Annotated in this window: 13 protein-coding genes; 8 read left to right on the plus strand and 5 right to left on the minus strand. The window is 61.8% G+C overall.

What is annotated here, in order from left to right:
- Both HWE17_RS27525 and HWE17_RS27530 read right to left on the minus strand, forming a co-directional pair.
- Positions 1-291, minus strand: a 291-nt coding sequence (locus HWE17_RS27525) for a Dabb family protein (protein WP_176390981.1), incomplete at its 3' end; no start/stop codon positions are given.
- A 126-nt stretch (positions 292-417) separates the two neighbouring features.
- Positions 418-1,596: an acetyl-CoA C-acyltransferase gene (locus HWE17_RS27530; RefSeq protein WP_176390982.1), complete on the minus strand. Its 1,179-nt coding sequence runs from the start codon at positions 1,594-1,596 to the stop codon at positions 418-420.
- A gap of 228 nt (positions 1,597-1,824) precedes the next feature.
- On the opposite strand from HWE17_RS27530, the gene HWE17_RS27535 reads away from it, so the two are divergent.
- Positions 1,825-3,525 carry an MFS transporter gene (locus HWE17_RS27535; protein WP_099402043.1) on the plus strand — a complete coding sequence of 567 codons (1,701 nt, stop codon included), beginning with the start codon at positions 1,825-1,827 and terminating at the stop codon, positions 3,523-3,525.
- Between the two features lie 96 nt (positions 3,526-3,621).
- On the opposite strand, the gene HWE17_RS27540 is transcribed toward HWE17_RS27535, so the two are convergent.
- A complete protein-coding gene (locus HWE17_RS27540; RefSeq protein ID WP_099402044.1) occupies positions 3,622-3,825 on the minus strand; it encodes a hypothetical protein in 204 nt (67 codons plus the stop codon).
- 113 nt (positions 3,826-3,938) lie between these two features.
- Entirely contained in the window at positions 3,939-4,880 is a 942-nt protein-coding gene (locus HWE17_RS27545) for a LysR family transcriptional regulator (RefSeq protein ID WP_176390983.1), read from the minus strand.
- Positions 4,881-4,976: 96 nt separating this feature from the next.
- Here HWE17_RS27545 and HWE17_RS27550 point away from each other — a divergent pair, with 96 nt between their 5' ends.
- The 3 genes from HWE17_RS27550 (at position 4,977) to HWE17_RS27560 (ending at position 6,672) form a co-directional block, all read left to right on the plus strand.
- Complete coding sequence (locus HWE17_RS27550) at positions 4,977-5,216, plus strand: DUF2798 domain-containing protein (RefSeq protein ID WP_035819102.1); 240 nt, start codon at positions 4,977-4,979, stop codon at positions 5,214-5,216.
- Between the two features lie 101 nt (positions 5,217-5,317).
- The gene (locus HWE17_RS27555) at positions 5,318-5,716 is read left to right on the plus strand and encodes a VOC family protein (RefSeq protein WP_176390984.1); all 399 of its coding nucleotides are present in this window, start codon (positions 5,318-5,320) and stop codon (positions 5,714-5,716) included.
- A 107-nt stretch (positions 5,717-5,823) separates the two neighbouring features.
- Positions 5,824-6,672 carry an alpha/beta fold hydrolase gene (locus HWE17_RS27560; RefSeq protein WP_176390985.1) on the plus strand — a complete coding sequence of 283 codons (849 nt, stop codon included), beginning with the start codon at positions 5,824-5,826 and terminating at the stop codon, positions 6,670-6,672.
- Positions 6,673-6,782: 110 nt separating this feature from the next.
- On the opposite strand, the gene HWE17_RS27565 is transcribed toward HWE17_RS27560, so the two are convergent.
- Complete coding sequence (locus HWE17_RS27565) at positions 6,783-8,870, minus strand: 3-hydroxyacyl-CoA dehydrogenase NAD-binding domain-containing protein (protein WP_176390986.1); 2,088 nt, start codon at positions 8,868-8,870, stop codon at positions 6,783-6,785.
- Between the two features lie 642 nt (positions 8,871-9,512).
- Between HWE17_RS27565 and HWE17_RS27570 the strand changes: the two genes are divergently transcribed.
- Genes HWE17_RS27570 through HWE17_RS27585 form a run of 4 tightly spaced genes read left to right on the plus strand, consistent with a single transcriptional unit; the run spans position 9,513 to position 14,009 of the window.
- Complete coding sequence (locus tag HWE17_RS27570) at positions 9,513-11,147, plus strand: PAS domain-containing methyl-accepting chemotaxis protein (RefSeq protein ID WP_255206415.1); 1,635 nt, start codon at positions 9,513-9,515, stop codon at positions 11,145-11,147.
- A gap of 3 nt (positions 11,148-11,150) precedes the next feature.
- A complete protein-coding gene (locus tag HWE17_RS27575; protein ID WP_099402050.1) occupies positions 11,151-11,975 on the plus strand; it encodes a protein-glutamate O-methyltransferase CheR in 825 nt (274 codons plus the stop codon).
- Positions 11,972-12,496: a chemotaxis protein CheD gene (locus tag HWE17_RS27580; RefSeq protein WP_176390988.1), complete on the plus strand. Its 525-nt coding sequence runs from the start codon at positions 11,972-11,974 to the stop codon at positions 12,494-12,496. The genes HWE17_RS27575 and HWE17_RS27580 overlap by 4 nt, the downstream gene beginning before the upstream one ends.
- Positions 12,483-14,009 carry a chemotaxis protein CheW gene (locus HWE17_RS27585; protein ID WP_255206416.1) on the plus strand — a complete coding sequence of 509 codons (1,527 nt, stop codon included), beginning with the start codon at positions 12,483-12,485 and terminating at the stop codon, positions 14,007-14,009. Before HWE17_RS27580 ends, HWE17_RS27585 begins: the two co-directional genes overlap by 14 nt.
- Position 14,010: the final 1 nt, after the last annotated feature.

Raw genomic sequence — 14,010 nt, forward strand, 5'->3', positions numbered from 1 at the left:
GTCCATGCACTGTCTGGCTTCGCGCACGGCCCCAAAAAACGGCTTGATTTTCACGTGCTCGGGATGGTTCTGGTAGGCGTCCAGCGCTTCGCGGCTGGCAAATTCGCTGTACAGGACGATGTCGTAGGTCGCTTCCAGGCCCGGCTGGGCCACGGCCGCTTCGAATTTCAATATGCCGGGCACCAGGTCGGAACAGGAATCGAGCAGGGCTTTCAGTTTCAATGCATTCGTGGCGCGGTCGGCGCCTTCGGCGTGGTCTAACAGTTTCCAGAAAACGATGTGCTTGATCATGGTGGCAGGCTGCTTGTTTATTAATGAAGCATTACTGTAACCGCTATCGGCGCGTCTTGCAGGAACGGGGCGCGCAATAAAAACGGGCGGCCTCGAAGGCCGCCCGCAGACTGGGTTTATTTTACATCACAGTACTTCGAACAGCCCGGCCGCGCCCTGCCCGCCGCCGATGCACATGGTCACGACCACGTACTTGACGCCGCGGCGCTTGCCTTCGATCAAGGCGTGGCCCGTCAGCCGGGCGCCCGACACGCCGTACGGGTGGCCGACGGCAATCGCGCCGCCGTTCACGTTCAGGCGGTCCATGGGGATGCCCAGGGTGTCGGCGCAATACAGCACTTGCACGGCGAACGCTTCATTGAGTTCCCACAGGCCGATGTCGGCAACTGTCAAGCCCGCTTTTTTCAGCAGTTTCGGGATGGCAAACACGGGGCCGATGCCCATTTCATCGGGTTCGCAGCCGGCCACGGCAAAGCCACGGAAGACGCCCAGCGGTTGTAGACCTTTCGCTTCGGCCACTTTCGCATTCATGACGATGGCCATCGAAGCGCCATCGGAAAACTGGCTGGCGTTGCCGGCGCTGATGACGCCGCCAGGAATGGCCGGGCGGATCTTCGCCACGCCGTCATACGTCGTGTCGGCACGGATACCTTCATCGGCGGCAATCGTCACTTCACGCGAGACCAGCATGCCGCTGGCCTTGTCGGCCACGCCCATGATGGTGGTCATCGGCACGATTTCCGCGTCGAACAGGCCGGCAGCCAGGGCGCTTGCTGCGCGCTGCTGGCTTTGCGCGCCGTAGGCATCCTGACGCTCGCGCGAAATCTGGTAGCGCTTGGCCACGGTTTCGGCCGTCTGCAGCATGGGCCAGTACAGTTCCGGCTTGTGCTGCTGCAACCAGACGTCGCGATACATATGCGTATTCATTTCGTTTTGCACGCAGGAAATCGATTCCACGCCCCCGGCCGCATAGATATCGCCTTCGCCGGCGATGATGCGCTGCGCCGCCAGGGCGATGGCCTGCAAGCCCGAGGAACAGAAACGGTTGACGGTCATGCCGGCCGTCGTCACGGGGCAGCCGCCGCGCAGGGCCACCTGGCGCGCGATATTGCCGCCTGTCGCGCCTTCGGGAAAGGCGCAGCCGACCAGCACGTCTTCCACTTCGTCCGCCTCGATGCGCGCGCGCTCGACGGCGGCCGCCAGCACATGGCCGCCCAGGGTGGCGCCATGCGTCATGTTGAACGCGCCCTTCCAGGACTTGGCCAGGCCCGTGCGGGCGGTCGATACGATGACGGCTTCATTCATGCTGTGTCTCCTTGTGGGAATATTATGGGGTGGGATATCTTCACAATGAGAATAGCACATTTAAGTACGGTCGTTCGCAAAGTTCGGGGCAACATCGATTTGTAAGCTTGGTGTAAGTTTCAAGCAAGCATGACGTAAGGTTCGGAGAACACACTCGCCTCCAGCTGTTGCAAGAATGGTCAAAAAGACCGCGGCACCAGTTCACTATAAAACATAGGGAGACAAACCATGGCATCACCATCCGGCCCGGCCGACGTACGGAAATTTTCCACCAAAGGCACGCCTATCACGCCTGAGGAACGCAAGGTCATCTTTGCATCCTCGCTCGGCACCGTCTTTGAATGGTACGATTTTTACCTGTACGGTTCGCTCGCTTCCATCATCGCCAAGCAATTCTTCATCGGCGACCCCACCACCACCTTCATCTTCGCGCTGCTGGCGTTTGCCGCCGGCTTCATCGTGCGTCCGTTCGGCGCGCTGGTCTTCGGCCGCCTGGGCGACATGATCGGCCGCAAGTACACCTTCCTGATCACGATTCTGATCATGGGCGGCTCCACCTTCATCGTCGGCTTGCTGCCGGGCCACGCCTCCATCGGCATCGCCGCACCGATCATCCTCGTCATCCTGCGCATCCTGCAAGGCCTGGCGCTGGGCGGCGAGTACGGCGGCGCAGCCACCTATGTGGCCGAGCACGCGCCTGAAGGCAAGCGCGGCGCGTTCACGGCGTGGATACAAACGACGGCAACCCTGGGCTTCTTCCTGTCGCTGATGGTCATCCTGGGCACCCGCCTGGCGACCGGCGAGAAGGATTTCGAAGCATGGGGCTGGCGCATTCCCTTCCTCGTCTCCGTCATCCTGCTGGGTATTTCCGTGTGGATCCGCCTGGCCATGAATGAATCACCGGCGTTTTCCAAGATGAAAGCCGAGGGCAAGACCTCGAAAGCCCCGCTGACGGAAGCATTCGGCCAGTGGAAAAACCTGAAGATCGTCATCCTGGCCCTGATCGGCCTGACCGCCGGCCAGGCAGTCGTCTGGTACACGGGCCAGTTCTACGCCCTGTTCTTCATGATCCAGACCCTGAAAGTGGACCTGGCAACGGCCAACGTGCTCGTCGCCATCGCCCTGCTGCTGGCCACGCCGTTCTTCCTGTTCTTCGGCAGCCTGTCCGACCGCATCGGCCGCAAGTACATCATCCTTGGCGGCTGCCTGATCGCCGCGGCCACCTACTTCCCGATCTTCAACGGCCTGACCCACTTCGCCAACCCGCAGCTGGAAGCGGCTCTGAAGAACTCGCCAGTGGTGGTGGTCGCCGATCCTGCTTCCTGCCACTTCCAGTTCAACATGACGGGCACGAAGAAATTCCCATCGTCGTGCGACATCGCCACGGGCTTCCTGTCGAACAGCTCGGTGAACTACACGAAGGAAGACGCGCCAGCCGGCAGCATCGCCAAGGTGCGCATCGGTACGAAGGAATTCACGTCGTTTAACGCCGTCATGACGGCCGATGGCCTGAACTTCGATGCGGAAAGCAAGGCCCACGAAGTGGCGCTGAAGAAAGAACTGGGCGCCGGCATCAAGGAAGCGGGCTACCCTGCGAAAGCCGATCCGGACCAGATCAACAAGCCGATGGTCGTCTTGCTGCTGTTCATCCTGGTGCTGTACGTAACCATGGTGTATGGCCCGATCGCCGCCATGCTGGTGGAAATGTTCCCGACGCGTATACGCTACACCTCGATGTCCCTGCCCTACCATATCGGTAACGGCTGGTTCGGCGGCTTGCTGCCGACCACGGCCTTCGCGCTGGTGGCCTTCAAGGGCGATATCTATTATGGCCTGTGGTATCCGATCGTCGTCGCCCTGGCGACTGTCGTGATCGGCACCCTGTTCGTCAAGGAAACGAAGGATAACAATATCTACGCTGACGATTAATCTGAAGCAAGCCCCGGTCGCAAGGCCGGGGTCCGCAATGCAAAACGCCGCTGACTGGTCAGCGGCGTTTTTTTTGTGGCGTCTGCGGCGGCAAACTTATTTGTCGCTCTTGCTCTTTTTCACCTGGTCGCGCTGCTGCACGTATTCCTGGTAGCTGGTCTGGTTGCGCTTGCGGCAGGCGTTGCGGTCATCAAAATTATTGAGGCTGTTGCAGTACTCGCCAATCTTGTCCCGGTTCGCGTCATACAGTACTTCGCAGCCGGTGATGGCCAGCAAGAAGGGAATGATCAGATATTTCATTGCTACTCTCATGGATAGGGACGGGATTGCGCGAAAAAACACCAGATTGCCCACTGGATAAGCGGGCTGCTTTATCTTAACGCGATCTTGACGAAAAGTACAAGCGCTCGGTATTACTTATTGGAAAGGATGCCCGGCGCAAGGAGCTGATCGGCACCGGCCTCCTCGTTCAACAGCGGATTGCCGGCAGCAAACGCTGCCAGGTGCTCGAGCAGCACGCGCACGCGGGCCGGCAGGTAGCGCCGCTGCGTCCACACGGCGTACACGTGACGCGGCTGCGGCATCCAGTCGGGCAGCACACGCACGAGGCTGCCACTGGCCACTTCGTCGCGGCATTGCAGAAGCGGGCACAGCAAGATGCCAATGCCCGCGTCAGCCATTTCCACGGCCAGGCGCATTTCATTGACGCGCAGGCGCGCCTGCGGTTCGATCACCAGCTCGGCGCCGTCGCCGGGCCGCCGCAAGCGCCAGCTGCGCAATGGCTCGGCCACGATCAGCTCGTGCTGTTCCAGTTCCTGCAAGTCGCGCGGCACGCCGGCGCGCGCCAGGTAGGCTGGCGCGGCCACCATCACCAGCGCGGCGCTGCCCAGCCGGCGCTGCATCAGCGAGGAATCATCGAGCGCGCCCACGCGGATGGCCAGGTCGGCGCCGCTGCCCACCAGGTCTTGCAACAGGTTCGACAGTTCCAGCTCCAGGCGGATGTCCGGATACTTCTGCATGAAGCTGACCCAGGCCGGCGTCAGCAAGCCGCTGGCGAAGTTGACGGGCGCCAGCACGCGGATGCTGCCCGAGACGGCCGACAGGCTGGCGTCGAGCTGCTGCGTCGCCTGCCGCAGGGCGTGCACGAGGGGACGGCACTGCTCGTAGTACTGCCAGCCTTCCGCCGTCGGCTGCAGGCGGCGCGCGCTGCGGTTGAGCAAGCGGTAGCCGAGCTGGCTTTCCAGTTTTTGCAGCCGGCGCGTGACGGTCGCGGCGGGCAAGCTTTCCTTGATGGCCGCCGCATGCAGGCTGCCCGCCTCGACAATGGCGACAAATAAGGCTAAATCGTCAAGCATGATTGCATTTTCGGAATTTGAAATTAAAAATATGGCTCTAGTATAGATTGCTGCAAGTCGTTACGCTGGCGTATCTTTACACTTTGAAAGTGCACCATGTCCGACGCCCTGCGCCTGCGCTGCGTATTTGCCTTCCTGATGTCGCTGCTCATGACCCTGCTGATGAGCGCCTGGGTCACCTGGCTCAATATCGGCCTGCAGGCCGACTTCCTGCCCCGCTGGCGCCATGCCTTCTTTGCCGCCTGGCCCGTGGCCTTTTGCGCCGTGATGCTGTTCGCACCGCGCGTGCAGCTGTTCAGCCGCAGCATCGTGGCCCGGCTCGCCAGCCGCCCTTAACCGGCAGTCGGCCAGCAACAGTATCACTCGGTCACTTCCGCCCACGGCCGCCCTGATCCGGGCTATGCTATGGCCGTCCTTGTTTTTATAACGGAGTACCCATGCTCGATCACATTTCCCTCACCGTCAGCGACCTGGAACGCGCCGAGCGCTTCTACGACGCCATCTTCGCCGCGCTTGGCGTGCCCAAGGTGGGCAGCGACCATGCCGATGCATGGATAGGCTATGGCGAGCGCAGCGATGCGCAGCATCCCGAACGCAGCTATTTTTCCGTGCGCCTCGGCCCCACGCCCGACGACGCGCCGCGCCGCCATTGCTGTTTCAAGGCCTCCTCGCGCGCAGCCGTGGAAGCGTTCTGGCATGCGGGACTGGCGCACGGCGGCATCGACCTGGGCGCGCCCGGCTTGCGCCACTATCACGCCAGCTATTACGCGGCCTTTTTGTTCGATCCGGACGGCAACCGCATCGAAGCCGTCTGCCATCACGCCGACGCCGGCTGACAGGACGGGAAATACGCCTCTGTTCGGCATTTCCACTTCGGCACGATTTGCCTATAATGGCTGGCAAGCCATACCCGTCCCCGGTCCGTGCACCAAGAAGGAGATTCATGCATCATCTATTCGTCGGCCGCCCCGCGCGCACCATGCTCCTCTCCAGCGCCGGCTTGCTGCTGGCAGGCTGTTTTTCCGGCTGCTCCCTGTTGCCATCGGCCCCGGTCATGCCCGGCGTGCCGGCCACGGCCGCCCTGCCCGACGCCAGCATCGCCTACACCCTGAGCGGCCAGGGCGGCTTGCCCGTCGTGTTCCAGTCGGCCATGGGCGACGGCAAGGATGTGTGGGCCAAGGTGGTGCCCGAAGTGGCCAAGCAGCACCGGGTGCTCGTCTACGACCGTCCCGGCTACGGCGACAGCAAAAAAACCACCACGCCGCGCGATCCGTGCACCATTGCCGCCCAACAGCGCGCCCTGCTGGCGCAAGCGGGCCTGAAACCGCCATACGTGCTGGTCGGCCATGGTTTGGGCGGGCTGTACCAGTATGTGTATGCCAGGCTGTACCCGCAGGACGTGGCCGGCCTGGTCTTGCTCGACCCCACGCACCCGCAGCAATGGAACCGCCTGCAGACGGACGCGTCCGCCTACGCCATGCTCGTCAAAACGCGGCGCAAACTCATGTTCAACAGTACGGAATCGGCCGAATTCGATGCCCAGACGCAGTGCCTGCAACACGTCGACATGGCCAGCCCGCTGCGCGTGCCCGCCATGCTGCTGGTGCGCGACAAGTTCGGCATCGAGGAAATAGGTTCGTTCGAGAACGTGGTGCGGGCCCAGGAAAAGGATTGGCAACGCCTGTCCGGCGCGCCAGCCATCGAGCGCATCACAGGCGCCGGCTATTACATCCAGAAAGACAACCCCGTCATCGTCAACGAGGCGGTCAAGATGGTGGCGAAGAAGAAGTAGTGGCGTCGGATTACGCGGCGATTGAGCCCCTTGTCGATGCGTAGGTCGGATTAGCGTGGCGAAGCCGCGCGTAATCCGACTACATTGCTGGCGTCAACGGTAGCGCCAGATCAGCTATTAAAACCCTTGCCCTCGCCCGCCAGTTTCACCAGTAGCGGCGCCGGGGTCCACGCTTCGCCGTGGCGGCCTTTGGCATAGCCGGCAATCGTGTCGAGCACGTTCGGCAAGCCGACCGTATCCGCGTAGAACATCGGGCCGCCGCGGAACAGCGGGAAGCCGTAACCGGTCAAATACACCATGTCGATGTCCGAGGCGCGCAGGGCGATGCCCTCTTCCAGGATGCGCGCGCCTTCGTTGACCAGTGCATACACGAGCCGTTCAACGATTTCCTGGTCGCTGATCTTGCGCCGCGCCACGCCGATGTCGGCGGAGTGCTGGATGATCATGGCGTTGACCTGCTCCGACGGATAGGCCTTGCGGTCGCCCGCCTTGTAGTCGTACCAGCCGGCGCCCGTCTTCTGTCCATAGCGATTCAATTCGCACAGCAGGTCGGCCGTCTTCGAATACGTCACTTCCGGTTTTTCCACGTAGCGGCGCTTGCGGATGGCCCAGCCGATGTCGTTGCCGGCCAGGTCGCCCATGCGGAACGGGCCCATGGCGAAGCCGAATTTCTCGGCCGCCTTGTCGACCTGTTCCGGCAGACAACCCTCTTCCAGCAGGAAACCGGCCTGGCGGCTGTATTGCTCGATCATGCGGTTGCCGATGAAACCGTCGCACACGCCCGAGACGACACCGGTTTTCTTGAGCTTTTTCGACAGCGCCAGCGCCGTGGCCAGCACGTCCTTGCCCGTTTCCTTGCCGCGGACGATTTCCAGCAGTTTCATCACATTTGCCGGGCTGAAGAAATGCGTGCCGATCACGTCTTGCGGGCGCTGGGTAAACGCGGCGATCTTGTCCAGGTCCAACGTAGACGTGTTCGAGGCGAGGATGGCGCCCGGCTTCATGACGGCGTCGAGCTGCTTGAAGACGGTTTCCTTGACGCCCAGCTCTTCAAAGACGGCTTCGATGACGATGTCCGCCTGCGCAATGTCAGCGTAGGCCAGCGTGCCGGAAACGAGCGCGATGCGCTGCTCGGCCTTCTCTCGCGTCAGCTTGCCCTTTTTGACCGTGTTCTCGTAATTCTTGCGTATCGTGGCCAGACCCTTGTCCAGCGCTTCCTGTTTCGTTTCCAGCAGCATCACGGGGATGCCCGCGTTGGCGAAGTTCATGGCGATGCCGCCGCCCATGGTGCCGGCGCCGACGATGGCCGCGCTGGCGATCGCGCGCACGGGCGTGTCGGACGGCACATCGGGCACCTTGCTGGCGACACGCTCGGCAAAGAAGGCGTGGCGCAGGGCTTTCGATTCAGGCGACTGCACCAGCTGCATGAACAGGTCGCGCTCGTACTTCAAGCCCTCGTCGAATTTCATCGTCACGGCGGCCGCCACGGCGTCGACGCATTTCAGCGGCGCGGGGAATGGGCCGGACATGGATTTGACGGTATTGCGCGAAAACTGCAGGAAAGCTTCGTGGTTCGGGTAGTCGACCTTGCGCTCGCGCACTTTCGGCAGCGGGCGCACATCGGCCACTTTCGTGGCGAAGGCCACGGCGGCGGCCAGCAAATCGGCGCCGGGCGCGATGACTTCGTCGAACAGGGCCGTGCCGGCCAGTTTTTCAGATGCGACGGGCGTGCCCGAGACGATCATGTTCAGGGCCATTTCCAGGCCCAGCACTCTAGGCAGGCGCTGCGTGCCGCCCGCGCCCGGCAAGATGCCGAGTTTGACTTCCGGTAAGGCCATCTGCGCGCCCGGCGCGGCCACGCGGTAGTTGCAGCCGAGCGCCAGCTCCAGGCCGCCACCCATGCAAACGCTGTGGATGGCCGCCACGACCGGCTTGGTCGATTGCTCGACAACGTTGATCAGGGTATGCAGGGTCGGTTCCGTGAGCGCCTTGGGCGAATTGAATTCCTTGATGTCGGCGCCGCCCGAAAAGGCCTTGCCGGCGCCCGTGATGACGATGGCTTTGATGGCCTCGTCCGCCAGCGCCTGGCGGATGCCGGCCACGGCGGCCGTGCGCGTCGCCAGGCCCAGTCCATTCACAGGCGGGTTGGCGAGGGTAATGACGGCAACGGCGCCGTTCACTTGATATTCAGCACTCATGTCTCTTCCTTATTGATTTTTGCTCAGCGATGAGGTGGTTGCAAGGGATGAAGCTTCACTATACCGCATAAAAGAACGCTCGTATTATTTTTGTCGTGGCGCGTCCGGCGCCAGCATGGTACGCCATGGTACAACATCGTTTGCGGAAAGATTCTGCCGCAAGCGGCAAGCGTCTGTAGAAGCTATCACTTGGATATTCATTTAAATAATAAAAGCACAATAATAATAACGTCGTTTTATTATGTGAAAGAAGGGGCTTGTTATATGTGGACAGGAGCCAATTACGACAGTTTTGACATTATTTATTCCCGCCCCTTGTTTTTCGCCAGACGCTGGGGAATAATAAAATTATTGATTCAAATCAATACTCTACAATTCAATTACTATAGGCAACCCGTATGGCGAACATCGGCGGACGTTCATCGCGCACATTCTCACCGATTATCACCGGATGCCGGCTGATGCAATAACACCGCAGCCTTAATCCTTGCCTTAATCCTTGCCTTAAACCGATAGCAGAAAAAATAATAACAGCAGCCTTATCGCTCCCCTTCCTCTTCTCACCCCGAAGGAAATACTATGGACGCAGCCAGCCATGTCAGCCACTCCCAGGATCTGGACTTACAAGCGATAAATACTGCATTGAACCGTGTCCAGGCCGTCATCGAATTCGAGCTCGACGGCACCATTCTGCATGCGAATGAGAATTTCCTGCGTGTCGTCGGCTATACCCTGGCCGAAGTGCAAGGCAAGCACCATGCCATCTTCTGCGACCCCGAGTATGTCAAAACGGATGAATACAGCAACTTCTGGGCCAAGCTCGGACGCGGTGAATTCGACCAGGGCGAATACAAGCGCCGCGCCAGGGATGGGCGCGAAGTGTGGATCAACGCTTCCTACAATCCTATCCTCGACGCGGACGGCAAGCCGTATAAAGTCATCAAGTTCGCTACCGACATCACGGCCTTGAAAAAGCGCAATGTCGAATACGAAGGCAAGGTCAGCGCCATCGGCAAGGCGCAGGCCGTGATCGAATTCGACATGCAGGGCAATGTGCTGGAAGCGAATGAGAATTTCCTCGCCGTCATGGATTACGACTTGAGCGATATCCAGGGCGAGCACCACCGCATGTTTTGCGAGCCCGAGTATGCGAGCAGCGCCGAGTACAAGAAATTCTGGCAAAAGCTCAACCGGGGCGAATTCGACGCGGGCCGCTACAAGCGCCTGGGCAACCATGGCAAGGTGGTGTGGATACAGGCCACCTACAACCCCATCCTGGACCTGAACGGCAAGCCATATAAAGTGGTCAAGTTCGCCATCGACATCAGCGACCAGGTGAACCTGGAAAACAGCATCCAGTCCAAGGCCGCCAACGACAGCCGCAAGGTCAATGCCCTGCTCGAATCGGTGGCGCGCGCGGCGCAAGGCGACCTGACCTGCAATATCGTGCCCGAGGGCGACGAGCCGATCGACCTGCTGGCCGGCGGCATCAGCAAGATGATCGTCGACTTGCGCGGCGTGATCGGCAACGTGGTGTCGGCCGCCAACGGCTTTGCCGACGCCTCGCACGCCATCGCCGAGCGGGCCACGGGCGTGGCCGTGGGCACGCAGGCGCTGGGCGCCACGGTGGAAGAAATGAACGCCTCCATCGACGGCCTGACGTTTTCCATCAATTCCATCGCGGAAAACACCTCGAATGCCGATTTCCTGGCAAAAGCCACGCAGCAGGAAGCGGAAGCGGGCGCGCGCGCCGTCGCCAAGTCGATCGAGGCGATGGACTTGATCAACCGCTCGTCGGAAGACATCGGCGAAATCGTCAAGGTCATCAGCGAGATCGCCAACCAGACGAATATGCTGGCCTTCAACGCGGCCATCGAGGCGGCGCGCGCGGGCGAGCACGGCCTGGGCTTTTCCGTCGTCGCCGACGAGGTGCGCAAGCTGGCCGAGCGCTCGTCGCAGGCGACCAAGGAAATTTCCAAGCTGATCAACGAATCCGTCAAGCGGGTTTCCACCGGCAGCGAGATTTCGCGCCAGGCCAGCGACGCCTTCGACAAGATCGTCTCGGGCGTGGCGAAGACCACCCTGGCCATTTCCGATATCTCGAAGGCGGCCAATGAACAGTTGCTGACGGCGCGCGAAGTGTCGACTGCCATCCAGTACATCGCCGAGGAAACGGAAAAGTCGGCCGCCAACTGCGACAGCATCGCCCGCTCGACGGATGGCCTGAACGAGCGCGCTGGCAGCCTGAACCAGACTGTCTCCGGCTTCGTGGTATAGGCCATGAGCCACGCGGCCAGCTTGACGCCCGAGGTGCTGACGACCCTGATCGCGCTGGTGCGCCAGCATACGGGCATCGCCATGACGGCGCGCAAGAGCGTCTTGCTGGAACGGCGTTTGCAGCCCCGGCTGCAGGCGCTGTCCCTGCACAGCTACCAGGCTTACCTGGAACGCGTGGCCAGCGACCGCGACGAGGTGGACCATTTCATCGACCTGGTGACCACCAACGACACCCTGTTCTTCCGCACGCCGTCGATCTGGGATTACTTCCGCGACCGCTACCTGCCCGCCTGGGCCCGCGCGCATCCGGACGGCTGCCTGGCCATCTGGTCGGCGGCGGCCGCCAGCGGCGAGGAACTGTATTCGATCGCCATGCTGTGCGAGCAATTCAAGCTGCAAGCGCCGTCTTTCCGCTACCAGATCCTGGCCAGCGACATTTCGCAGCAGATCCTCGGCGCGGCGCGGGCCGGCCAGTACAGCGGCCGCTCCGTCGAGCGCATCCGTTTGTCGCACCCGGACTTGCTGCGCAAATATTTCACGCCCGCGCCGTATGGCGTCCAGGTCAATGAAGAATTGCGGCAACACGTCAGCTTTGCCCAGCATAATTTGCTGGAAGCATTGCGTCCGGCGCGGCAGTTCGACCTGGTGTTCCTGCGCAATGTGCTCATTTATTTCGATGCCGAGCACCAGGAAACCGTGCTGCGCCAGGCGCGCCTGAGCCTGAAGGACGAAGGCCGGCTGATCCTGGGCGAGTCGGAAACCATCGCGCGGCTCGGTACCGGCTACCAATTCGAGTTTCCCATGATTTATAAGGCGGGTAGCGCATGAGCATCATCATCGACCCTGGCTTGCCGCTGCACCATGTTGGCATGGGGCAACTGAGCGTGGGCACGCATGGCGAGCAGCTGCAAGCCTTGCTGGGTTCCTGCATCGGCATCGGTTTCATCTGGAAGAATGGCCCGTGCTGCGGCCTGGCCCACTGTTTGCTGCCGGAAGCGCCGGGCGCCGACAGCAGCCTGGGCGCACGCTATGTGAGCCAGGCCGTTCCCTCGCTGTTGCGCCTGATGGGCGTGCGCCAGGCCGATTACGCCGACATCGAAGTGGTGCTGGCGGGCGGCGCCAGCATGTTCGGCCCGCGCAACGGGAGATTGCAAGTGGGCCGGCAAAACGCGCAAGCGGCGCAAAAATACCTGGACCAGTGCGGCTTGGCGGTGAGTTTTTGCGCGTTGGGCGGCCGCCACGGGCGCCAGTTGCTGATCGATTGCGCCCATCACAGCTTTGCCGTCACCGATGTGGTGGCGCCACCCGAATTAATTCCACGCAAGGAAGGCGCATATGGATATGCATGAAGCGACGGGCTTGCAAGCACAGGGCACAAGCGACACGGCCACCGAACTGTTCGGCTCCTTCCACCTGGGCGACGATGAATTCGCCCTGCCCGCCAGTTGCATCCGCGAAGTGGTGAACTACCCCGCGAAAGTCACGGCCCTGCCCCTGTCCCCCGCGTATCTGGAAGGCATGTTCACCTTGCGCGGCAGCGTCATTCCGGTGGTCAACCTGGGCCGCTTGTTCCGTGCCGATGCGCCGCGCGCCGTGCCCACGGACAAGATCGCCATCCTCGACTTCCAGCAAGTGCTGATCGGCATCGTCTTCCAGGATACGGGCGAAATCCTGCGCGTGCCCGCCAGCGCCCGCAGCGCCCTGCAATATGCGGCCGGCGACAGCCACGCCGTCATCGCCGGCACGATCCTGCTCGATGGCGGCGCGCGCCTGCTGCAGGTGCTCGACCCGCACGCCCTGCTGCGCATTGAAAACGTGCCCCATGTGCTGGCCCTGCAGGCGACGGGCGCCAGGCTGAGCACGGCCCGCTACCATGCGCAAAGCGAACGCCGGCAATGCGTCAGTTTCCATGCGGCCGGCGCCACGTTTGCCTTTGAAATGCCGGCCATCCAGGAAATCATCCGGGTGCCGGAACTACACAGCTCCCTGCTGAACAGCGAACTGTGCCTAGGGCGCATGCATTTTCGCGGCAGCCAGGTGGCCGTCGTCGACTTCGGCGCCCTGCTGCAGGCGCCCGCGTCCGGCACGGCTGCAACAGGCGACCAGCGCGTCATCGTCGTGCGCCTCGATGACACGACCGTGGGCTTCCTCGTCGATTCCGTCGACAGCATCGTGCATTTCTTTGGCGACGAAGTGCTGCCGATTCCCCTGCTGAGCAAGGCGCGCGCCGCCATGTTTGCCGGCTGCATCACGAAAGAGGGGCTGGGCGACATCATTTTCCTCGACCACAAGGGCATCCTGTCGCAGGCGGAAATTATCGAGATGCGCGACGGCCACGCGCGCCTGTATCCGGCCGAGACGGACGCGAGCAGCGCCGCCACGCGCAAGGCGCAGCGCCGCGTCTACATCACGTTCACGGTAGAAACCCGCTTCGCCGTGGAAATCGGGCAAGTGCGCGAAATCATCGACTTCAGCGGCGCCATCACGACGCCACCGGGCATGCCGGCCTGCATGCGCGGCATGCTGAACCTGCGCCAGCAAATGATCAGCATCATCGACCTGCGCCAGCTGTACGCCATGCCGGCCTTGCCGGACGCCAGCGCGGGCAAGATTCTGATCGTGGAACGGGGTGCCGAGCGCTACGGCTTCCTCGTCGACCATGTCGACAACATCATGACCATTTCCGACAGCCAGCGCTTTGCCGCGCCGCAAATCATCCGCACGGGAGAGCATGACGACTTGCGCAGCGAAATGGATGAAATGATCGACATCGGCACGGATGCGCAGCGCCAGACCCTGTCCGTCTTCCAGTGCGATCATCTGCTGGAAAAACTGGGGGCGGCGCTGCCGCAGGCGGCCTAGA

The organism is Janthinobacterium sp. BJB401 (assembly GCF_013372745.1).
GTDB lineage: Bacteria > Pseudomonadota > Gammaproteobacteria > Burkholderiales > Burkholderiaceae_D > Janthinobacterium > Janthinobacterium rivuli.